The following is a 22,107-nucleotide window of genomic DNA, read 5'->3' as shown; positions in this document are numbered from 1 at the left end:
CCGGCCGTGAAAGGGAACTTGTGGTGGGGCGGAGGGCGACCGCGTGAGCGACAGCTTCCTGTTCTACGACCTCGAAACCTGGGGCACCGATCCGCGGCGGACGCGGATCGCGCAGTTCGCCGCCATCCGCACCGACGTGGAGCTGCGCGAGCTGGGCGAGCCGATCGAATTCCTGGTGCGTCCCGCCAGCGACCTGCTGCCCTCGCCCGGCGCTTCGATGGTCACCGGGCTGGCGCCGCAGGACACGCTGGCCACGGGGCTGGGCGAGGCCGAAGCCTTCGCCCGCATCGTCGACGAGATGGGGCGCCCCGGAACCTGCACGCTGGGCTACAACTCGCTGCGCTTCGACGACGAGTTCGTCCGCCACGGCCTGTTTCGCAATTTCCACGACCCCTATGAGCGCGAATGGCGCAACGGCAACTGCCGCTGGGACCTGCTCGACGTGATGCGCCTGGCGCACGCGCTGCGCCCCGACGGCATCACCTGGCCCGTGCGCGAGGACGGCGCGACCTCCTTCAAGCTCGAACACCTGGCCGAGGCCAATGGCGTGCGCACCGGCGACGCCCACGAGGCGCTGTCCGACGTGCGCGCGCTGATCGGGCTGGCGCGGCTGTTCCGCCAGGCGCAGCCGCGGCTGTGGCAATACGCGCTGGCGCTGCGCAACAAGCGCCACGTCGCCGGCATGCTCGACCCGATCGCGATGACGCCGCTGCTGCACGTCTCGCAGCGCTACCCGGCGGCGCGGATGTGCGCGGCCGCGGTGCTGCCGATCGCGCTGCATCCGCAGATCGGCAGCCGGATGATCGTCTACGACCTCGACACCGAACCGGACGATCTCTTGGCGCTGTCGCCCGAGGAGATCGCAGCGCGCCTGTACGTGCGCGCCGCGGACCTGCCGGAGGGCGTGTCGCGCGTGCCGCTGAAGGAAATCCACACCAACAAGTACCCGGCGCTGGTGCAGTGGGACCACCTGCGGCCGGCGGATTTCGAACGCCTGGGGATTGATCGCGGGATCGCCGAGGCACGTGCCGAGCGCATCCGCGCCCACGGCCCGGCGCTTGCCGAGAAGGTGCGCCGCGTGTTCGCCCGCGATCGCGACGGCGAGCGACCCCGTCCCGACGTCGACGCCGCGCTCTACGACGGCTTCATCGGCGACGGCGACAAGGCTCGTCTGGCGACGGTCCGCGCCACCCCGCCCGCGGAGCTCGGCACGCGCGATTTCGGCTTCCAGGACCCCCGGCTTCCGGAGCTGCTGTTCCGCTACCGCGCCCGCAACTGGCCGGACACCCTTGATGCCACCGAACAGCTGCGCTGGGACGACTACCGCCGCCGGCGCCTGTGCGGCGACAGCGGGCTGTCCGAATGCGACTTCGATGCCTATGCCGCCGACATCGCGCGCCTGCGCGGCGAACATGCCGGCAGCGGCGGACGCCTGGCCCTGCTCGACCGGCTCGAGCGCTGGGGCCGCGAGCTCGCGGCCGACCTGGCGCCCACGGGCACGCTCGCCGGGACCGGCAACGACAACGGCAACGGCAACGGCAACGACAGCCGCAACCGCTTCACGACACCCGACAGCCCCGCTGCAGACCGATGAGCGTCTACTTCAGCGACAAGACCTTCCGCTTTTTGCGCGCGCTGGCGCGCAACAACGCGCGCCCCTGGTTCCATGAGCACAAGCAGGACTACGAAACGCACGTGCGCGCGCCCCTGCAGCAGCTGATCACCGACCTGCAGCCCCACCTGGCCGAAGTGAGCCTGCAGTTCCGCGCCGATCCGCGCACGGTGGGTGGATCGCTGTACCGCATCCAGCGCGACACGCGCTTCGCCAACGACAAGCGGCCCTACAAGACCTGGCAGGGCGCGCGGCTGTTCCATGCCCGGCGCAAGGAGCTGGCGTCGCCGCTGTACTACCTGCACATCGAGCCGGGCGGCTGCTTTGTCGGCGCCGGCATCTGGCGGCCGGAGTCGCCCGTGCTGCGCCAGCTCCGCCAGTTCATCGTCGACAACCCCGCCGGCTGGAAGGCCGCCGCGCACGCGCCCGCGTTCCAGCGCCGCTATGCGCTCGACGACGAGGACATGCTGGTGCGCCCGCCGCGCGGCTTCCCGGCCGATTTCGAATTCATCGACGACCTGCGGCACCGCAGCTTCGTTGCGTGGCGCGCGCTCGACGACGCCACCGTGACCGGACCACGCCTGCGGCAGACGCTGGCGAAGGACCTGCGCGACCTCGCACCCTTCATCGACTATCTCTGCGCCGCGCTGGACCTGGAGTTCTGACGATGGCGCCCCGACGCGACCTGCGCTGGCTGCCCTGGGCCACCGCCGCGCTGCTGGTGGCACTGCTGGCCTGGGTCGGCAGTGGTCCATGGCGCACCATCGAAGGCATCCGCCAGGCGGTGAAGACCGAGGATGCGCGGGCCTTGGCGCGGCACGTCGACTTCCCCGCGCTGCGCGCCAGCCTCAAGCCCCAGGTGCAGGACCGGATCGTCCGCGCAGCCGGCGCCGAGGCGCAGTCGGGCCCATTCGCCGCCTTTGGCCTGACCGTGGCCACCGGCCTGGCGGGCGGACTGGTGGACGCGATGGTGACGCCGGTCGGCCTGGGTGCGCTGATGGAAGGCCGCAAGGTCTGGAACCGGGTCGGCGGCATCCCTCCGCCATCGCGCGCCGATACCAGCGCGCAGCCGGAACCGATCCCGGACCCGCGCCTGCGCTTTGAATCGGTCTCGCGCATGTCGGCCACGGTCACGCTGGATGACCACAGCGAACTGGTGCTGGTGCTGACGCGCCAGGGCACGCGCTGGCGGCTGTCCGAGATCCGCCTGCCGGCACCGGATGATGCGAAGCCGGCGGCGTCGGCCGGCTGATCAGCCGGCGTTCGAGACCCCGTGTGGCACGTGCCCGGTGGTTACGTGCATGCGTGCCGAGTCGATGTTGTGCAGCGAGTCGTCGAAGAAGATGTCGGCACCAAACACGTCCAGGAACGGACCCTTGGCGCGCCCGCCGAGAAACAGCGCCTCGTCCAGGCGCACGCCCCATTCGCGCAGCGTGCGGATCACGCGTTCGTGCGCCGGGGCGGAGCGCGCGGTGACCAGGGCGGTGCGGATCGGCGAGGCCTCGCCCGGCGGATACGCCGCCTGCAGGTGGTGCAGCGCGTCGAGGAAGCCGCGGAACGGGCCGCCAGAAAGCGGCTCGCGCGCGCGCTCGACCTCGTGGAGGTGGAAGGCCTCGATGCCGGATTCGCGCGAGACCCGCTCGCCCTCGTCACCGAAGATCACCGCATCGCCATCGAAGGCGATGCGCAGCTGGTCGTGGCGGTGCGCGGGTGCCTTCGCCGGCAGGATGGTCGCCGCGGCCACGCCGTTCTCAAGCGCTGCGCGCACCGAATCCGGGTTGGCCGACAGGAACAGCTGCGCGCCGAAGGGCCGGATGTAAGGCCAGGTCGGCTCGCCGGAGGTGAAGGTCGCGCGCGAGATCGACAGCGCATGGTGCTGGATGGAATTGAAGATCCGCAGGCCGGTATCGGCCGAATTGCGCGACAGCAGGATCACCTCGACCTTGGGCGCATCGGCGGCCGCGCCTTCGTTCAACGCCAGCAGTTTGCGCACCAGCGGGAAGGCGATGCCGGGTTCGAGGATCTCGTCCTCCTTGGCGCGCTGGTGCTCGGCGTAGGCGTCGATGCCGTCGCTCTCGAACAGCGCGTGGCTGTCCTCCAGGTCGAACAGTGCCCGGGACGAAATGGCGACGGTCAGCGGCGGCAGCAGGTCGGAAGGCATGCAGCGAGTATGCGCGATGGCGGTCGCAGGGCGCGAGACGCGCGCAGAGCCGGGCCGGGCCGGGCCGCGGCTCAGGTCTCGAACTGCTCGCTCAGGATGCGTTCCTCGAGGTTGTGCTCGGGATCGAAAAGCAGGGTCACCGTGCGCTCGCGCGACTCCTGGATGGTGACCTCGACCACGTCGCGCACCTCGTGCGAGTCGGCGGTGGCACTGACCGGACGCTTGTACGGATCAAGCACGCGGAAGCGGACCACCGTATCGGCCTTGAGCAGCGCACCGCGCCAGCGCCGCGGGCGGAACGGCGCGATCGGCGTCAATGCGACCACGCTGGAGCCCAGGGGCAGGATCGGCCCGTGCGCGGAATAGTTGTAGGCGGTGCTGCCGGCCGGGGTGGCCAGCATCACGCCGTCGCAGACCAGCTCCGCCAGGCGCACCTGCCCGTTGAGTTCGATCGACACGTGCGCGGCCTGCCGCGTCTGCCGCAGCAGGGAGACTTCGTTGTAGGCCAGCGAACCGACGCTGGCGCCGGACTCGGTGGCGACGACCATCTCGAGTGGCCGCAGCACCGCCGGCTCGGCGGCCTCGAGCCGTGCCATCAGGTCGGGCAGCACGTCGTCGCGCTGGTAGTGGTTCATCAGGAAGCCGACGCTGCCAAGCTTCAGGCCGTACACCGGCTTGCCCAGCGCACCGTGCCGGTGCAGCGTCTGCAGCATGAAGCCGTCGCCGCCGAGCGGACAGATCATGTCGGCCTCGTCCGGCGCGCACTGGCCGTGGCGCGCGGTGAACTGCGCAAGCGCGGCCTGTGCCTCCGGGGCGTTGCTGGCAAGGAAGGCGATGCGCGGCGATCCGGTCATGCCCGGAGCATACCCCGCGGGCGCCCGCGGTGAAGCCTGTCCGCGCGTCCATCGCGCAGACAGGTCCATCGATCGCCCCCCTGCCCCGCTGCGCGGGGAAGGAGGGCAGGACGGGGCCCCGGCAAGGGGCCCACGGCCTCAGCTGCCGCTGGCCAGCTGCCCCAGCCGGCGCACCGCCACCGACGCCGTCGGATAGTCGAGCGTCTTCTGCGCGGCCAGCTCATCGAGCATGCCCAGGGTGAACTTCAGCGCCGCGTCGTCGCGACCGATCCACTGCGCGACCTTGGCGTCGGCGTCGCGCCCCGGCATCGACAGCACCTGCGCGACCAGCGCGCGGTGCTGGGCGGCAAGTTCGTCGCGCAGCGCACCGTGGGCGACCGCGTGCCAGCGGCCGTCGACCGCCAGCGAATCGATCTGCTGGACCAGCCACGGCAGGTTGAGCGCGTCGGCCAGGCGGAAATGCACGCGTGCCACGTCCACCGGCTTGCGCTTGCGCTCGCGCGCCAGCTCGATGATGTCCGGGCTGGCCTCGAGGTAGGGCAGCGCCGCGAGCTGGCCGCCCAGCGCATCCGGCACGCCCTTGGCGCGCCAGTCGGCGAGCGACTGCTCGTAGGCCGGGCGCTGCGCGGCGGTGAGGATGTCCTCGCCGGCGTGGATCGCCTGGAAGCCGTCGTGGTAGCGGTCGACCGCGCTGGTGATGGTCGGCAGCGCGCCCGGCCGCGCCAGCAGCCAGCGGGTGAACGACCGCTGCAGCGCCCAGATCACCTGCAGGGCGTCGATCTGCACCGACTCGTGGACCTTGCCGTCGAGCGCGTCGATCTGCGCCCACAGCGAGCGCGCCTCGAGCGTCTCGCGCGTGACCGTATAGGCCTTGGCAACCTCGGCCGGCGTACGCCCGCTGTCCTCCTGCATGCGCAGCAGGAAGGTTGCGCCCATCCGGTTGATGGTGGAGTTGGTGACCGCGGTGGCGATGATCTCGCGCTTCAGGCGGTGCTGCTCCATGGCCTTGGCGTACTTCGCCTGCAGCGGCTGCGGGAAGTAGCGCTGCAGCTCGCGCGACAGGTACGGATCTTCGGGGATGTCGGAATTGAGCAGCTGCTCGAAGGCCACGAGCTTCGAGTACGACAGCAGCACCGCCAGCTCCGGCCGGGTGAGGCCCTGGTTGCGCGTCTTGCGGTCGGCGATTTCGGCGTCGCTGGGCAGGTACTCGATCTGGCGGTCGAGCAGGCCCTGCGACTCGAGGGTGCGGATGAAGTGCTGCTTGGAGCCCAGGCGCGGCACGCTCATCCGCTCCATCAGGCTGATCGCCTGGTTCTGGCGGTAGTTGTCGTTGAGCACCAGGCCGGCGACCTCGTCGGTCATGGCCTTGAGCAGCTTGTTGCGGTCGGCGAGCTTGAGCTTGCCGGCCTGCACCTGCGCGTTCAGCAGGATCTTGATGTTCACCTCGTGATCGGAGGTGTCCACGCCCGCGGAGTTGTCGATGAAGTCGGTGTTGAGAAGCACGCCCGCCTGCGCGGCCTCGATGCGCCCGCGCTGGGTCATGCCGAGGTTGCCGCCCTCGCCCACGATGCGGCAGCGCAGCTCGCCGCCGTTGACGCGGATGGCGTTGTTGCCGCGGTCGCCGACGTCGGCGTGGGTCTCGCCCGCGCCCTTGACGTAGGTGCCGATGCCGCCGTTCCACAGCAGGTCGACCGGCGCCTTCAGCACCGCCGACATCAGCTCGTTCGGGGTCATCGCCGTGGTGCCCTCCTCAAGGCCCAGCGCTTCGCGCATCTCCGGCGAGACCGGGATCGACTTCAGGCTGCGCGCGAACACGCCGCCGCCCTTGCTGATGAGCGCCTTGTCGTAGTCGTCCCAGCTCGAGCGCGGCACCTTGAACAGGCGCTGGCGCTCCTTGTACGACACCGCCGAATCCGGGTTCGGGTCGACGAAGACGTGGCGGTGGTCCATGGCCGCGACCAGGCGGATGTGCTTCGACAGCAGCATGCCGTTGCCGAACACGTCGCCGGACATGTCGCCGATGCCGACCGCGGTGAAGTCCTGCTTCTGGCTGTCGTGGCCGAGCGCGCGGAAGTGGCGCTTGACCGACTCCCATGCGCCGCGCGCGGTGATGCCCATGCCCTTGTGGTCATAGCCGACCGAGCCACCGGACGCGAAGGCATCGTCGAGCCAGTAGCCGTAGTCGCGGGAAATGCCGTTGGCGATGTCGGAGAAGGTCGCGGTGCCCTTGTCGGCTGCGACCACCATGTACGGATCCGGATCGTCGTGGCGCACCACGTCGGCCGGCGGCAGGATGTCACCGCCGATGGACAGGTTGTCGGTGACGTCCAGCAGGCCGCTGATGAAGCGCCTGTAGCAGGCGATGCCTTCGGCCTGCACGGCGTCGCGGTCGCCGCCCACCGGCGGGCGCTTGACGATGAAGCCGCCCTTGGAGCCGACTGGCACGATCACCGTGTTCTTCACCATCTGCGCCTTGACCAGGCCCAGCACCTCGGTGCGGAAGTCCTCGCGGCGATCCGACCAGCGCAGGCCGCCGCGCGCCACAGGGCCGAAGCGCAGGTGGGTGCCTTCGACGTGCGGGCCGCAGACGAAGATCTCGCGGTAGGGGCGCGGCTTCGGCAGGTCCGGGACGGCCGCCGAGTCGAACTTGAAGGCGATGTAGTCCTTCGGCGCACCGTCGGCACCGGCCTGGTAGTAGTTGGTGCGCAGCGTGGCTTCGATCACGCCCACGAAGCCGCGCAGGATGCGGTCCTCGTCGAGGCTGGCCACGCCTTCCAGCATGCCCTTGATCGCGGCGTTGGCCGCGGCCATCGCGGCCGTCCGGCCCTTGTCGGCGGCGGGATCGAAGCGGGCCTGGAACAGTTCCACCAGGCCGCGCGCGAGCAGCGGATAGCGGACCAGGGTCTCTTCGACGTAGCTCTGCGAGAACGGCACGCCCAGCTGCAGCAGGTACTTGCAGTAGCCGCGCAGCATCGACACCTCGCGCCAGCCGAGGCCGGCGGCGGCGACCAGGCGATTGAAGCCGTCGTTTTCGGCATCGCCGTGCCAGATGCGCACGAACGCCTCTTCGAACGCGGCCGGGTCCGGCTCAGCGCCGCCGAGCACTTCAACCTCGAAGTCCTGGATGTACACGACCCGCTGGCCGGCGTCGCCGGTGGCCGGGCCCAGCAGCCGGTGCGGGTGCTCGGCGATCACGCGCAGGCCCATGTTCTCCATCATCGGCAGCACGTCCGACAGCGGCACGTCGTGGTCCGCGCGATACAGCTTGAGCCGCAGCGCGCTCTCGCCGGGCTGCTGGAGCGCGGAACGCCGCAGGCTCAGGCGCAGGTCGTCGGCACCGGCCAGGGCATCGAGCTGGGCAACATCGGCGGCGGCGACCGCCGGGGTCGCGCGTTCGATATAGGGCGCAGGCAGCGCCCGCCCCCAGCCGGAAGCCAGCGCCAGGCCCTTGGCCTCGCCGTGCTCGCCGATCAGGGCCTCGCGCAGGTCGTCCTGCCAGTTGCGCACGATCGACGCCAGCTGCGCCTGCAGCGCGGCCTCGTCGACCTCGATGGCCTCGCCGGTGCGCGGGCGGACCAGCATGTGCAGCTGCGCAAGCGGCGACTCGCCCAGGGTGACGTTGGCGTCGACATGATCGGCACCCAGTGCGTCCTTGAGCATGGCCTCGACGCGCAGGCGCACCTCGGTGTTGTAGCGGTCGCGCGGCACGTAGGCGAGCACGGAGTAGTAGCGGCCATAGTGGTCGCGGCGCAGGAACAGGCGGCTGCGCACGCGCTCCTGCAGGCCGAGGATCCCGCTGGCGACCCGCTGCAGCTCGCCGCTGGAGGCCTGGAAGAGCTCGTCGCGCGGCAGGGTCTCGAGGATGTGCTTGAGCGCCTTGCCGCTGTGGCCGGTGTCGGCCAGGCCGGACGCGCCCATGACCTGCTCGTGGCGGTCGCGCACGATCGGGATGTCCCAGGGCCGGCGGTTGTAGGCGCTGGACGTGTACAGGCCGAGGAAGCGCTTTTCGCTGATGGCCTTGCTGCCGCTGCGGTCGAAGCCGAGCACGCCGATGTAGTCCATGTAGCCCGGGCGGTGGATCGTGGAGCGCGCGTTGGTCTTGGTCAGGATCAACGGCTCGACGGTGCGGTCGGTGCGCTGCGCGCCCACCGTGCGCAGCAGGCGCGGCTTGCCGACGTCGCGGCCGCGCAGCAGGCCCAGCCCGCTGCCGTCGATCGCCTGCAACACGTCGTCGCGGCCCTTGCGGACCACTTCGTACTCGCGATAGCCGAAGAAGGTGAAGTGGTTGTCCGCGGCCCAGCGCAGGAACGCCTGGATCTCGGCGCGCTCGGCGTCGGACACCGGCAGCGGGCCGTCGGACAGGCCTTCGGCCACCTCCTCCATGCGCGCACGCATCGCGGTCCAGTCGCCGACGATGCTGCGCACGTCCTCCAGCACGCCGCGCACGGCGGCCTCGACGCGGGCGCAGCCTTCCGGCGACTGGCGGTCGATTTCCATGTGCATCAGCGATTCGGTCGTGCCCTCGCCCACGCCCTGCAGCTTGCCGCCGCGGTCGCGCTTGAGCGACACCACCGGATGGCCCAGCACGTGCACGCCAACCCCAAGCTCGGCGAGCGCCATGGTCACCGAGTCGACAAGGAAGGGCATGTCGTCGTTGGCGATCTGCAGCACGGTGTGCTGCGTCTCCCAGCCGTGCGTGGCCAGGGTCGGGTTGAACAGGCGGACGCTGGCCGTGCCAGGCTTGCGCTTGCCGAGGAAGTCGAGGAAGTCGGCCGCCAGCGCGGCCCAGCCGTCGGCCTCGTGCATGCCGACCTCGTCATCGCCCATGCGCTCGTAGAACGCCGCCGCGAATGCGCTCGCGTCGTCACCGCCGGCCTTGCCCACGCGCTTGCGCACGGCGGCGAGGACCGGGTCGAGCAGCTTGCCGTCACGCGGCCGACCGCGGCGCTCGGTGTCGTTGCCGGCAGCCTTGCCGACCCTGGTCACCTTGCCGGACCTGGTGTCTTCGGCGGTCTTGGAGATTGCGGGGGCCTTCTTGCGAACAGTCATGTCGTCATCCGGATGCAATGAGGCCCGCGCACGAGGCACGGGCCGGGAGGTTTTCAGGGTTCCGCCACCGCGCCGCCACCCGTGGGGGCGATCGGCTCGGTACGCGGGCAATGGCAGGCGGTCGCCACGGGCTGCAGGTCGCTTTGCGTCAGCGCAGCCCGGTCTCGTTCCGGGCAATCACCAGGCGCTGGATCTCGCTGGTGCCTTCATAGATCTCGGTGATCTTGGCGTCACGGAAGTAACGCTCGATCGGCATTTCCTTGGAATAGCCCATGCCGCCGTGGATCTGCAGCGCCTGGTGGGCAATCCACATCGCGGCCTCGGAGGCGGTGAGCTTGGCGATCGCGGCCTCGTTGCTGAAGCGCTGGCCCTGGCCCTTCACCCACGCCGCGCGCAGGGTCAGCAGCAGCGATGCGTCGAGCTTGCACTTCATGTCGGCGATCTTGGCCTGGGTCATCTGGAACGCGCCGATCGGCTGGCCGAAGGCCTTGCGCTCTTTCACGTACTCCAGCGTGGCTTCGTACGCGGCGCGGGCGATGCCGATGGCCTGGCTGGCGATGCCGATGCGACCGGCGTCGAGCACGCCCATCGCGATCTTGAAGCCCTGGCCCTCGTCACCCAGCACGTCTTCGGCGCGGGCCACGTAGTCGTTGAACTCGATCTCGCAGGTGGCCGAAGCGCGGATGCCGAGCTTGGGCTCGGTCTTGCCCCGGCTGAAGCCGTCGCGGGTGGAATCGATGATGAAGGCGGTGATGCCGCGCGCGCCCTTGTCCGGGTCGGTCATCGCGAACAGCACGATGTACTTCGCCACCGGGCCGGACGTGATCCAGCTTTTCTTGCCGTTGACCACGAAGCTGCCGTCGGCCTGCTTCACGGCGCGGCAGCGCATGGCGGTGGCGTCGGAGCCCGACTGCGGCTCGGTCAGCGCGAAGGCACCGATCTCGCGCCCCTCGGCGATCGCGCTCACATAGAGCTGCTTCTGCTCCTCGGTGCCGTGGGTCAGGATGCCGTTGCAGAACAGCGAGTTGTTGACCGACATGATGGTGGAGTGCGCGGCGTCGGCCGCGGCGATCTCGACCATCGCCAGCACGTAGGCCACCGGGTCCATGCCCGCGCCGCCGTACTCTTCGGGCACCTCGATGCCCATGAGCCCGTTCTCGCCCAGCAGGCGGATGTTCTCGAGGGGGAATTCACCGGTCTGGTCGTGGTGTTCGGCACTCGGCGCGATCTTCTCCTGCGCGATCCGCCGGGCCACGTCCTGAAGCATCAACTGTTCTTCGGTAAAGCTGAAATCCACGCGCTGCTCCTGGTCGTGCCGCGCATGCGCGCGGCCGCTGTTGGCAAGGCCACTATTCTAGCCTGCCCGCCGCGCGGCTTCGAGAGTCCACCCGTTGAACGCCGGCGCGACGCCACCCGGGTGGCGGCCCGGACCTGCTTGACCCTGCCCGGATCCCGTCGGACAATGCATCTCTATATCGCGATGGGAAGATATATATGGATCTGGAAGCCTGGTCGAGCCACCTCAAGGTGCTGGCCGATGCCACGCGGGTGCGCCTGCTGGCGCTGCTCGACGGCGAGGAACTCACGGTCGCCGAGCTCTCGGCCATCACCCGCCTGGCCCAGCCGCGCGTCTCCACCCACCTGGCGCGACTCAAGGAAGCCGGCCTCGTCCGCGACCGGCGCGCCGGCGTTTCCGCCTATTACCGTTTCGACGAAGACCGCCTGGACCCGGCGCAGCGGGCGTTGTGGCAGACCCTGCGCGAGGGCAGCGACGATCCACTGCTGCGCCAGGACGCCGAACGCGTGGCCGGGGTGCTGGCGATGCGGGCCGCCGACCAGAACTGGGCCGACTCGGTCGCAGGCGACATGGAGCGCCATTATTCCCCCGGCCGCACCTGGGAGGCGATGGCGCGCTCAGCGCTGCCGCTGCTGGAAACCGGTGACGTGCTCGACATCGCCTCCGGCGACGGCGTGCTGGCCGAACTGCTGGCACCCCATGCGCAGCGCTACGTCTGCATCGACACCAGTCCCCGCGTGGTCGCCGCGGCGCAGGAGCGGCTGAAGCGCTACCGCAACGTCGAAGTCCGCGAGGCCGACATGCATGCCCTGCCCTTCGCCGACGGCGGCTTCGACCTGGTGGTGCTGATGCACGCGCTGACCTATGCGGCCAAGCCCGCGCTGTCGGTCGCCGAGGCGGCGCGCGTGCTGCGCCCTGGCGGGCGCCTGCTGCTCAGCAGCCTGGCCCGCCACGGCCACCGCGCCGCAGTCGAGGCCTTTGGGCACATCAACCTCGGCTTCACCGAGAAGGAGCTGCGCCGCTTCGTCGACAAGGCCGGGCTCGTGCTGCAGTCCTCGGAGACGGTCACCCGCGAAAAGCGCCCACCGCACTTCGAAGTCGTCTCCCTGATCGCGGGCAAGCCATGAGCCGGCCTCCTTGGCTCCATCCCGCGCGCGTCGCGCTGCTCGACGCCGCGCTGGCCGAGCGCATCCTGGTCATCGACGGCGCGATGGGCACCATGATCCAGCGCCACCGGCTGGAAGAGGGCGACTACCGCGGCGAGCGCTTCGCCGGAGGCTTCGACAGCCTGCATCCGGGCGATGGCGCCGGCCATGACCTCAAGGGCAACAACGACCTCCTGACCCTCACCCGCCCGGACATCATCGCCGCCGTGCACGATGCCTACCTGGACGCCGGTGCCGACCTGGTCGAAACCAACACCTTCAACGCGACCGCGGTCAGCCAGGCCGACTACCGCCTTCCGCACCTGGTGCGCGAGCTCAACCTGGAAGGCGCGCGCCTGGCCCGCGCCTGCTGCGACGCCGCGGAAGCCATGACGCCCGGAAAGCCCCGCTTCGTGATCGGCGTCGTCGGGCCGACCAGCCGCACCGCCTCGATCAGCCCGGACGTGGGCGACCCCGGCTTCCGCAACACCAGCTTCGACGCCCTGCGCGAGGACTACCGCGTGGCCATCGACGGCCTGATCGACGGCGGCGCCGACGTGCTGATGGTCGAGACCGTCTTCGACACCCTCAACGCCAAGGCCGCGCTGTTCGCGATCGAAGAAGCCTTCGACGCCCGCGGCGCCCGCCTGCCGGTGATGGTCTCGGGCACCATCACCGACGCCTCGGGGCGCACGCTCTCCGGCCAGACCGCCGAGGCCTTCCACATCTCGGTCTCGCATTCGCGCCCGCTGGCGGTGGGGCTCAATTGCGCGCTGGGCGCGAAGGACCTGCGCCCGCACGTCGAAACCCTGGCCCGGGTCGCCGACTGCTTCGTCAGCGCCCATCCCAACGCCGGCCTGCCGAATGCCTTCGCCGAGTACGACGAAACCCCGGAAGAGACCGCGGCCACGCTGGAAGAATTCGCCCGCTCCGGGCTGCTAAACCTCGTCGGCGGCTGCTGCGGCACGACGCCTGCCCATATCCGCGCCATCGCCGAGGCCGTCCGGGGGCTTCCGCCGCGCCGGCTGCCGGGGTCGTTGGAGGATGCGGCATGAAGATTTTTGCCACGGATCTGCGCGGATCAGGGCGGATCTACGCAGATAGAGCGGAAAGAGCGGAAAAGACTTTTTGCCACGGATTTGCGCGGATGAACGCGGATAGAGCGGAAAGCGCTTTGAGTGGTTTTGATTCTGGTGGGTTGGCCTTAACCCGACGGCCCTCTGGCTTTATCCCGGCAACTCTTTGCTCTATCCGCGTTTATCCGCGTCAATCCGTGGCAAAGAACAGCTCTTGCTCTATCCGCGTTCATCCGCGTAAATCCGCGGCAAAAAACAGCACTTGTCCTATCCGTGTAAATCCGCGCCCCATCCGCGTAAATCCGTGGCAAAAAAACTGCGAGGTGTCCCGATGAGCACGCCCAGGTACACGCGGCTCTCGGGCCTCGAGCCGCTGGTGATCACGCCCGAGCTGCTGTTCGTCAACGTCGGCGAGCGCACCAATGTCACCGGCAGCGCGAAGTTCAAGAAGCTGATCAAGGAGGACCGCTTCGAAGAGGCCGTCGAGGTCGCTCGGCAGCAGGTGGCGAGCGGCGCGCAGATCCTCGACGTCAACATGGACGAGGGGCTGATCGACTCTGCGAAAGCGATGACGCGCTTCCTCACCCTGATCGCGTCCGAGCCCGACATCGCGCGCATCCCGGTGATGGTCGACTCCTCGAAGTGGGAGGTGATCGAGGCCGGGCTGAAGTGCCTGCAGGGCAAGGGCGTGGTGAACTCGATCTCGCTCAAGGAGGGCGAGGCGCAGTTCGTCGAGCAGGCGCGCAAGGTGCTGCGCTACGGCGCCGCGGCGGTGGTCATGGCCTTCGACGAGGACGGCCAGGCCGACACCGCCGAGCGCAAGGTCGCGATCTGCACCCGCGCCTACCGGATCCTGGTGGACGAAGTCGGGTTTCCGCCCGAGGACATCATCTTCGACCCGAACATCTTCGCGATCGCCACCGGCCTGGACGAGCACAACAACTACGCCGTCGACTTCATCGAGGCGACCCGCATCATCAGGGCGACGCTGCCGCACTGCCACGTCTCCGGCGGCGTTTCCAACGTTTCGTTCGCGTTCCGCGGCAACGAGACCGTGCGCCAGGCGATCCATTCTGTGTTCCTGTACCACGCCATTGCCGCGGGCATGGACATGGGCATCGTCAACGCCGGCGCGATGACGATCTACGACGACATCGATCCCGAGCTGCGCGAGCACGTCGAGGACGTCGTGCTCAACCGCCGCCCCGACAGCACCGAGCGCCTGCTGGCATTGGCCGAGCGCTACAAGGGCAGCAAGGGCAGGAAGCAGGAAGAGGACCTCGCCTGGCGCGAGCGGGACGTGCGCGCGCGCCTCAGCCACGCCCTGGTGCATGGCCTCGACCAGTACGTGGTCGAGGACACCGAAGAGGCCCGCCTGCTGTCGACGCGCCCGCTGGACGTGATCGAAGGCCCGCTGATGGACGGCATGAACGTGGTCGGCGACCTGTTCGGCGCCGGCAAGATGTTCCTGCCGCAGGTGGTGAAGTCGGCGCGGGTGATGAAGAAGGCCGTGGCCCACCTGCTGCCCTTCATCGAGGCCGAGAAGCTGCGCACCGGCGACACTGGCAAGAACAACGGCAAGATCGTGATGGCGACCGTCAAGGGCGACGTCCACGACATCGGCAAGAACATCGTCGGCGTGGTGCTGGCCTGCAACAACTTCGAGGTGATCGACCTCGGGGTGATGGTGCCGGCACAGAAGATCATCGACACCGCGATCGCCGAAAACGCCGACATGATCGGCGTGTCGGGCCTGATCACGCCGTCGCTCGAGGAGATGGGCCACGTGGCGCGCGAGATGCAGCGCCAGGGCATGACCATCCCGCTGATGATCGGCGGCGCCACCACGTCGCGCGCGCACACCGCGCTCAAGATCGATCCGCACTACAAGTCGCCGACGATCTGGGTCAAGGACGCCTCGCGCGCGGTCGGCGTGGCGCAGTCGCTGGTGTCGCCGGAGCTGCGCGCGCCGTTTGTTGCCGCGAGCGAAGCCGACTACGCCGAGATCCGCCAGCGCCACCGCAACCGCGGCGACGCCAAGCGGCTGGTTTCGCTGGAGACGGCGCGCGGGCAGCGCTTCGACGGTGGCTGGAGCGATTATTCCCCACCGCAGCCTGCCAGACCCGGCATCACCTCGTTCGACGACTATCCAATCGCCGACCTGGTCGACACCATCGATTGGACGCCCTTCTTCCAGGCCTGGGAGCTGGCCGGCCGCTATCCGGCGATCCTGACCGACGAGGTCGTTGGCACCGCCGCCAGCGAGCTGTATCGCGACGCCCGCGAAATGCTCGACACCATCATCAGCGAGAAGTGGCTGACCGCGAAGGCGGTGTTCGGCCTCTTCCCCGCCAACAGCGTTGGCGACGACGTCGAACTGTATCTGCAAGGTGTCCAAAGGGCGGATGGGGGCAAGCTCGCGGGAGAAGAAGTCATCACCGTCCCCTTCCTCCGCCAGCAGGTCGACAAGCCCGTCGAACGTCCGGACTTTTGCCTGGCCGACTTCATCGCGCCGAAGGACACCGGCCTGCGCGACTGGATGGGCATGTTCGCGGTCACCGCCGGCATCGGCATCGAGCCGCACCTGGAACGCTTCCGCGCCGACCATGACGACTACCGCAGCATCCTGCTCAAGGCCCTGGCCGACCGCCTGGCCGAAGCCCTCGCCGAGCACCTGCACCGCCGCGTGCGCACCGTGTACTGGGGCTACGCGCCCGATGAAACGCTGGACAACGCTGCGCTGATTGCCGAGGCGTATCGTGGCATCCGCCCCGCGCCCGGCTACCCGGCCTGCCCGGACCACAGCCCCAAGGAGCAGCTGTTCCGCGTGCTCGATGCCACCGGCAACGCCGGCATGGAGCTGACCCACGGCTTCGCGATGCTGCCCACCGCGGCCGTGTCCGGCTACTACTTCAGCCACCCCGGCAGCAAGTACTTCGTGGTCGGGCGCGTCGGCAAGGACCAGGCGGCCGACTACGCCCGCCGCCGCGACGTGCCCCTGGCCGACGCCGAACGCTGGCTGGCCTCCAACCTCGACTACGATCCGGAATAACCCGGCCCCACGGCAGCGCGATGACCCCGGATCCACGCACGACCGCGACCGTACCGGCCGTACGGCTGTCGAGCTTCTACTTCACCTATTACGCGGCGCTGGGCGCGTTCACGCCGTACTGGGCGATGCACCTGCAGTCGCGTGGCATGTCCATCACCGCCATCAGCGTGATGATGAGCCTGTGGTACGCGACACGCGTGGTTGCGCCCACCGCGTGGGCAACGCTTGCCGCCACCTCGCCGCGCCCGATCCGCTGGCTGCGCATCGGCAGCGTGCTGACCGCGTTGAGCTTCGCCTGCTTCCTGCCCGGGCAGCCGGAATGGACGCTGTTCGCGGTGATGGTCGCGTTCTGCTTCTTCTACAACGCGGTGATGCCGCAGTTCGAGGCGATCACGCTCGGCCACCTCGGCGCCGAGGCCCATCGCTACGGAGCGATCCGGGTCTGGGGTTCGATCGGCTTCATCATCGTCACCACCAGCTTCGGCTGGCTGATCGAACGCCACGGCGCCGCGATCCTGCCCTGGGCGATGCTGCCCCTGTTCGTGCTGATGGCGGTGAGCGCCTTCGCGAACTCGGACGCAGGCCATGTCGGTCCGAGGGGACCCGCGGGTCCGGGCTTCTGGAAGATCGTGCGCCAGCCGCAGGTGGCGGCCTTCCTGGTCGCCTGCTTCCTGGAGCAGCTGTCCTTCGGCCCGTACTACACCTTCTTCTCGGTCTACATGGACAGCCTCGGCTATGCGACTTCGACCCTGGGTCTGATGTGGACCGTGGGCGTGGTGTTCGAGGTCGCGGTGTTCTTCACCATCTCGACCGTCTTCAGGCGATGGGACCCGAGCTGGCTGCTGCTGGGTTCGATGGCCAGCGCCGTGCTGCGCTGGTGGGCGACCGCGCTGTGGCCGGAGAGCATGCCGGTGATGCTGGTCGCCCAGGCCACGCACGCGCTGAGCTTCGCGGCCTTCTTCGCGGCGGCGATGCAGCTGCTCGCGCGCCACTTCCCCGGCGCGCTCAACGGCCACGCACAGGGCCTGTTCTACGGCTTCTCGTCAGGACTCGGCGGCGTGCTGGGCGCCCTCATCGCCGGCCAGCTCTGGCCCCACGGCGACGGCCGCGTGGCCTTCCTCGCCGCCGGCGGCTTCGCCCTGCTCGGCTGCGTGATCGCCTGGGTCTGGGTCGTGCCGCGGAGAGGCCGTGCCGGAGCTGGATAGAGCAAATGCCTTTTGCCACGGATTTACGCGGATATACGCGGATAGGGCAAAAGCCACATGCGTTTGTAGGAGCAGCTATAGCTGCGATCCGATCCATCTGAGCCGGGGAGGTCTCCAGGTCGCAGCTATAGCTGCTCCTACATGAAACGCTTTTGCTCCATCCGCGTATATCCGCGTAAATCCGTGGCAAAAAGCTCTACGCCCCTACCAGATCAGATCGTCAGGCACCTGGTACTGGGGATCGGAGTACGGGTCGTCGGAAACCGGTGCGTCGGGGTCGACCTTCAGCGCAACGGCCTGCGGATACACGGCTTCGGCTTCCGCGAGGACGGCCGTGGTCACCACCAGGTAGCGGCCGTTGAGCTGCACCAGGCCGAGTTCGCCGGCGTTGAGCGCGCGAAGCTGGTCGGCGGTCACGTGGACGCGCTTGATCTTGCCGCCGTATTCGAAGTGGCGGACGTGTTCCGCGTCGGCGGCGTTCAGGCCCTTGCCCTCGAGCAGCGAGGCCAGCTTTGCCTGGGCTTCGCGGCGCTGGCGCGCGGCTTCCTGCTTCTCGCGCTCGGCGCGGATGCGATCGTCCTTCTCGCGCTGGGCACGGATCGCGAAAGCCTTGGCGAGGTCGATGTCACCCTCGGGACCCGCGGCGCGACGGCGCCCGCCATCGCCCGGTCCCCTGCCGCCCTGCGGGCCCTTCGCACGCTGCGGACCCTTGCCGTCACGCGGGCCCCGCTCGTCCTGCGGGCCCTTGCCGCTTTGCGGACCCCGCCGGTTCCGGTGATGCGCGCCAGGCGCGGCCGCACCGCCACCCTTGGCACCCGGGCCGTCCTTGCCGCGGGGGCCCTTGGGCCTGTCTGGAGCCGGGGCCGGCTTGAAGCCAAGTCCCAGCAACTGGTCTTTCAGCGAATCGCTCATCGTTCTTCAGTAATGCGGCGGAGGTGGTTCATCGGCGGGATCGCCGGTCACCCCGGGGCGGTTGGCGTGCAGTTCGTCGAGCGCTCGGCGCAGCAGCGCGTCGTTGCGGCTCAGCTCGCGCCTGGCGTCGGCCAGGGCATCGCTGAGTTCGGACAGCGCGTGCTCCTGGAACGCCAGGCGCGTCTCCAGTTCCACCACGCGTGATTCAAGCCCGCTGGACATGGATCAGGCGGCCCGCACCGAGCGTCCGCGGCCGATGCCGTAGTACGCCAGCCCGGCGCCCTCGACGTCTTCGGGACGGTAGATGTTGCGGCCGTCGAAGACCACCGCATCGGCGAGCTGCGAGCGCAGCTGCGCGAGGTCGACGCTGCGGAACTCCTTCCACTCCGTGACCACGACCAGCGCGTCCGCACCTTCGAGCGCCTTCTGCGCCGATTCGCAGAGTTCCAGATCGTCACGCTCGCCGAAGATCCGCCGCGCCTCGTTGGCGGCCTCGGGATCGTAGGCGCGAACGCGCGCACCCGACTCCCAGAGCTGCGCCAGCAGGCGACGGCTGGAGGCATCGCGCATGTCGTCGGTATCCGGCTTGAACGCCAGGCCCCAGACGGCAAAGGTCTTGCCCGCGATGCCCGCCTCGCCATAGTGGCGCTGCACCAGCTCGTGCAGGTGGCCCTTCTGGCGCTCGTTGACCGCTTCCACGGCGTCCAGCAGCAGCGGCTGGTGGCCGACCTGCTGCGCGGTGCGCGCCAGCGCCTGCACGTCCTTGGGGAAGCACGAGCCGCCGTAGCCGGCGCCGGGATAGATGAAATGCCAGCCGATGCGTGGATCCGAGCCGATGCCCTTGCGCACCATCTCGACGTCGGCGCCGACTTTCTCGGCGATGTTGGCGATCTCGTTCATGAAGCTGATCTTGGTCGCGAGCATCGCGTTGGCCGCGTACTTGGTGAGCTCCGCCGACCGCACGTCCATGACCACGAAACGATCATGGTTGCGGTTGAACGGTGCATACAGGCGCTTGAGCCGCTCCACCGCCGCCGGATTGTCGGCACCGAGCACGATGCGGTCGGGGCGCATGCAGTCCTCGACCGCGGCGCCCTCCTTCAGGAACTCGGGGTTGGACACCACGTCGAACGCGATGTCGACGCCACGCGCGGCCAAAGCCGCGGCGATGGTTTCGCGCACGCGGTCGGCGGTGCCCACCGGCACAGTGGACTTGTCGACCACGATCGCCGGGCGCTCGAGGTGTTCGCCAATGGTGCGCGCCACCGTCAGCACGTACTGCAGGTCGGCGCTGCCGTCCTCGTCGGGCGGCGTGCCCACGGCGATGAACACCACCTCGCCATGGGCGATGGCGCGCGCGGCATCGGTGGTGAAGTCCAGCCGGCCGGCGGCATGGTTGGACTTCACCATCGGCTCGAGTCCCGGCTCGTAGATCGGGATGATCCCCTGGCCGAGGCGCTCGATCTTGCCCGCGTCGACATCGACGCAGATCACGTCATGGCCGACCTCGGCCAGGCAGGTGCCGGTCACCAGGCCAACGTAGCCGGTGCCGAAGATGCTGACGCGCATGCGCTTACTCCGTCGGGGAATCCAGGATTTCGAGCAGCTCGACCTCGAACACCAGTGCGCTGCCCGGGGCGATCGGGCCGCCCGGGGTGCCCATGTCGCCATAGCCGAGGTCGCTGGGCAGCCACAGCATGTACTTGCTGCCGGCCGGCATCAGCTGCAGGCCTTCCTGCCAGCCCGGGACCACGCTGGACAGAGTGAACACGGCGGGCTCGCCGCGATCGTAGGAGCTGTCGAACACGGTGCCGTCGACCAGCGTGCCCTTGTAATGCACGCTCACCCGGCTTTCGGGGCCGGGCTTGGGACCATCGCCCTGCTCCAGCACCTTGTACTGCAGGCCGGACGCGGTGACCTCGACGCCTTCCTGACCTGCGTTTGCGGCGAGGAATGCCTCGGAGGCCTCGCGGTTGCCCGACGCCATCTTCGTCTGCATGCGCTGGCCGAAGGCTTCGAAGGCCTGCCGCGCCTGCGCTTCGTCCATCAGCGGCTCCTCGCCGTTCATCGCCGTACGCATGGCCTTGACCAGGGCATCGAAATCGACCTCGTCCTTGATCTCGGAAAGCGTGGCACCGACCTGCAGGCCGATGGCATAGCCCGCCTGGTGCTTCTCGGTCGGCAGGCCCTTGATGTCGAGCTCGGCGGGAGTCCCCTCGGCGGCTTCTGCCTTGTCGGCCTCGGGCTCGATCTTCTTGCAGGCGCCAAGGGCGACGAGGAGCGATGCGGCCAGCAGGCTGGTCGCGATGGTGCGGACGGCGGTGTTCATCGGTGTACCTCGGGAAAAGGGGGGCGGAGAGCCGCGATCAGTGCAGCTGCAGGAGTTCGACGTCGAAGACCAGGGTGGAATTCGGGGGAATGCCACCCGGGGAGCCATTGCGTCCGTAGGCGAGTTCGGACGGGATCCAGAAACGGTACTTGGCGCCCACCGGCATCAGCTGCAGGCCCTCGGTCCAACCGGCGATCACCTGGCCGAGGCCGAAGGTCGCCGGATCGTTGCGCTCGTAGGAGCTGTCGAAGATGCTGCCGTCGAGCAGCTTGCCCTCGTAGTGCACGCGCACCCGCGAATCAGCGGTCGGCCGCGGACCCGACCCCTGGCGCAGCACCATGTACTGCAGGCCCGAGCCCGTGGTCACCACGCCCTTGGCGGTCTTGTTGCCGGCGAGGAATTCGGTGCCTGCGGCGCTGTTCGTCTGCGCGGCCGCCTCGCTCTCGGCGCGGGCGCGCTCCTGCATGCGCTTGCCGAAGGCCTCGCGGATCGTTGCCAGCTCGGCTTCGGCCAGCAGCGGCGTACCACCGTCGAACATCGTGCCGACGCCGCGGGCGAACATCGCCAGGTCGAGCTCGTCCTTCACCGGCGCCAGCGACCGCCCGACATCGGCGCCCACGATCAGGCCGACCTTGTCGCGATCCACCGCCGCCGGCTCGCTGCCCGGCGCCATGCCGGGAACCTGCTGGCCGCTGCGGGCGGCAATCCGCTGCATCAGCGCCGGAGCGATCGTTGCCGCCTCGGCCTCGGTGACGAGCGGCTCACCGCCGTCGAGCGCGTGGGTCACCGCGCGCATGAATGCGTCACGGTCGATGTCCGGGCCGACAGCCTCGATCGACTGTCCCACGTCCATGCCGATCATGTAGCTGTTCTTCTCACGTTCCGTTGACGGCACGGCGTTCTCCTGTGCGATTGCGGGGGCCAGCGACAGGGCCGCGGCGAGGGACAGCGCGGCAAGGCCGCGCAGAGTGGATTTCATCGGGGGATGCTCCTGGACTCCGGCCGCGATCCGCGGCATCAAGCTGCCTATTGTCGCGGGCGAGGCCGGCGCCGGCAATCGCCGGCAACCCCTGCCATCAGTTGGGGCGGGAAGACGCTTGACGACGCGTGTGGTGGTGTTATAGTTTCATACCACACCAGTCATCCAGAGCAGGACTTCCGCCATGGACCGCAAGCTCAGCCACAGCCTGATCGCATTGTCCGTCACCGGCATATGCCTGGCCGCCGCCCTGTTGGCCTCAAGCCCGGCCGAAAGCGACAGCCGGACAACGGGTCCTTCCGCGGCCGCCATCGACGCGCCGGCCGATGACTCCGCGTCCGGCCTCTCCGGGCCTCGCGCCTCCAAGGGTGCACGCCGCGGACTGGCGCTTCCCTATTTCTCTTTCGCGCACGGCATGCGCCGTATCGGAGGCTGA

17 protein-coding genes and 1 pseudogene are annotated in these 22,107 nt (G+C 69.1%); 9 read left to right on the top strand and 9 right to left on the bottom strand.

Annotated elements, in window-relative coordinates; genetic code table 11:
* Nucleotides 1-43: 43 nt before the first annotated feature.
* The 3 genes and pseudogenes from sbcB to ACW7G5_RS09055 form a co-directional block, all read left to right on the top strand.
* Nucleotides 44-1,486: pseudogene (sbcB, locus tag ACW7G5_RS09065) on the top strand (exodeoxyribonuclease I); the annotation flags it as partial.
* A 104-nt stretch (nt 1,487-1,590) separates the two neighbouring features.
* Nucleotides 1,591-2,277 (top strand): DUF2461 domain-containing protein, encoded by a 687-nt coding sequence (locus ACW7G5_RS09060; protein WP_457003758.1) that lies wholly within the window; start codon nt 1,591-1,593, stop codon nt 2,275-2,277.
* A 2-nt stretch (nt 2,278-2,279) separates the two neighbouring features.
* Nucleotides 2,280-2,864, top strand: coding sequence for a DUF2939 domain-containing protein (locus ACW7G5_RS09055; protein WP_457003756.1), 585 nt, complete (start codon nt 2,280-2,282; stop codon nt 2,862-2,864).
* Here ACW7G5_RS09055 and ACW7G5_RS09050 read toward each other — a convergent pair whose 3' ends face one another.
* The 4 genes from ACW7G5_RS09050 to ACW7G5_RS09035 form a co-directional block, all read right to left on the bottom strand.
* The gene (locus ACW7G5_RS09050) at nt 2,865-3,773 is read right to left on the bottom strand and encodes a 5'-nucleotidase (RefSeq protein ID WP_457003754.1); all 909 of its coding nucleotides are present in this window, start codon (nt 3,771-3,773) and stop codon (nt 2,865-2,867) included. It abuts the gene before it with no gap.
* 71 nt (nt 3,774-3,844) lie between these two features.
* Nucleotides 3,845-4,627 (bottom strand): NAD kinase, encoded by a 783-nt coding sequence (locus ACW7G5_RS09045; RefSeq protein WP_457003752.1) that lies wholly within the window; start codon nt 4,625-4,627, stop codon nt 3,845-3,847.
* Between the two features lie 138 nt (nt 4,628-4,765).
* Nucleotides 4,766-9,676 (bottom strand): NAD-glutamate dehydrogenase, encoded by a 4,911-nt coding sequence (locus ACW7G5_RS09040; RefSeq protein WP_457003751.1) that lies wholly within the window; start codon nt 9,674-9,676, stop codon nt 4,766-4,768.
* Between the two features lie 148 nt (nt 9,677-9,824).
* On the bottom strand, nt 9,825-10,973 hold the full coding sequence (locus tag ACW7G5_RS09035; protein ID WP_457003749.1) for an acyl-CoA dehydrogenase family protein: 1,149 nt from the start codon (nt 10,971-10,973) through the stop codon (nt 9,825-9,827).
* 197 nt (nt 10,974-11,170) lie between these two features.
* Here ACW7G5_RS09035 and ACW7G5_RS09030 point away from each other — a divergent pair, with 197 nt between their 5' ends.
* Genes ACW7G5_RS09030 through ACW7G5_RS09010 form a run of 5 tightly spaced genes read left to right on the top strand, consistent with a single transcriptional unit; the run spans nt 11,171 to nt 17,451 of the window.
* The gene (locus tag ACW7G5_RS09030; protein ID WP_457003747.1) at nt 11,171-12,100 is read left to right on the top strand and encodes an ArsR/SmtB family transcription factor; all 930 of its coding nucleotides are present in this window, start codon (nt 11,171-11,173) and stop codon (nt 12,098-12,100) included.
* Nucleotides 12,097-13,173: a homocysteine S-methyltransferase family protein gene (locus ACW7G5_RS09025; RefSeq protein WP_457003745.1), complete on the top strand. Its 1,077-nt coding sequence runs from the start codon at nt 12,097-12,099 to the stop codon at nt 13,171-13,173. The genes ACW7G5_RS09030 and ACW7G5_RS09025 overlap by 4 nt, the downstream gene beginning before the upstream one ends.
* Nucleotides 13,170-13,529 (top strand): hypothetical protein, encoded by a 360-nt coding sequence (locus ACW7G5_RS09020; protein WP_457003744.1) that lies wholly within the window; start codon nt 13,170-13,172, stop codon nt 13,527-13,529. Before ACW7G5_RS09025 ends, ACW7G5_RS09020 begins: the two co-directional genes overlap by 4 nt.
* Nucleotides 13,526-16,246, top strand: a complete 2,721-nt coding sequence (gene metH / locus ACW7G5_RS09015) for a methionine synthase (protein WP_457003742.1) — start codon at nt 13,526-13,528, stop codon at nt 16,244-16,246. Before ACW7G5_RS09020 ends, metH begins: the two co-directional genes overlap by 4 nt.
* Before the next feature lie 20 nt (nt 16,247-16,266).
* A complete protein-coding gene (locus tag ACW7G5_RS09010) occupies nt 16,267-17,451 on the top strand; it encodes an MFS transporter (RefSeq protein ID WP_457003740.1) in 1,185 nt (394 codons plus the stop codon).
* A 204-nt stretch (nt 17,452-17,655) separates the two neighbouring features.
* Here ACW7G5_RS09010 and ACW7G5_RS09005 read toward each other — a convergent pair whose 3' ends face one another.
* Genes ACW7G5_RS09005 through ACW7G5_RS08985 form a run of 5 tightly spaced genes read right to left on the bottom strand, consistent with a single transcriptional unit; the run spans nt 17,656 to nt 21,671 of the window.
* Nucleotides 17,656-18,363: a DUF2058 domain-containing protein gene (locus ACW7G5_RS09005; protein ID WP_457003738.1), complete on the bottom strand. Its 708-nt coding sequence runs from the start codon at nt 18,361-18,363 to the stop codon at nt 17,656-17,658.
* 6 nt (nt 18,364-18,369) lie between these two features.
* The gene (locus ACW7G5_RS09000; RefSeq protein WP_457003736.1) at nt 18,370-18,585 is read right to left on the bottom strand and encodes a SlyX family protein; all 216 of its coding nucleotides are present in this window, start codon (nt 18,583-18,585) and stop codon (nt 18,370-18,372) included.
* Nucleotides 18,586-18,588: 3 nt separating this feature from the next.
* Nucleotides 18,589-19,932, bottom strand: coding sequence for a UDP-glucose dehydrogenase family protein (locus tag ACW7G5_RS08995; protein WP_457003734.1), 1,344 nt, complete (start codon nt 19,930-19,932; stop codon nt 18,589-18,591).
* A gap of 4 nt (nt 19,933-19,936) precedes the next feature.
* Nucleotides 19,937-20,692 carry an FKBP-type peptidyl-prolyl cis-trans isomerase gene (locus ACW7G5_RS08990; RefSeq protein ID WP_457003732.1) on the bottom strand — a complete coding sequence of 252 codons (756 nt, stop codon included), beginning with the start codon at nt 20,690-20,692 and terminating at the stop codon, nt 19,937-19,939.
* 37 nt (nt 20,693-20,729) lie between these two features.
* The gene (locus tag ACW7G5_RS08985) at nt 20,730-21,671 is read right to left on the bottom strand and encodes an FKBP-type peptidyl-prolyl cis-trans isomerase N-terminal domain-containing protein (protein WP_457003731.1); all 942 of its coding nucleotides are present in this window, start codon (nt 21,669-21,671) and stop codon (nt 20,730-20,732) included.
* 184 nt (nt 21,672-21,855) lie between these two features.
* Here ACW7G5_RS08985 and ACW7G5_RS08980 point away from each other — a divergent pair, with 184 nt between their 5' ends.
* Nucleotides 21,856-22,107, top strand: a complete 252-nt coding sequence (locus ACW7G5_RS08980) for a hypothetical protein (protein ID WP_457003729.1) — start codon at nt 21,856-21,858, stop codon at nt 22,105-22,107.

The organism is Luteimonas sp. A501 (assembly GCF_054052085.1).
The sequence above is the reverse complement of the archived record's forward strand: the minus strand, read 5'-3'. Positions and strand labels throughout refer to the sequence as shown.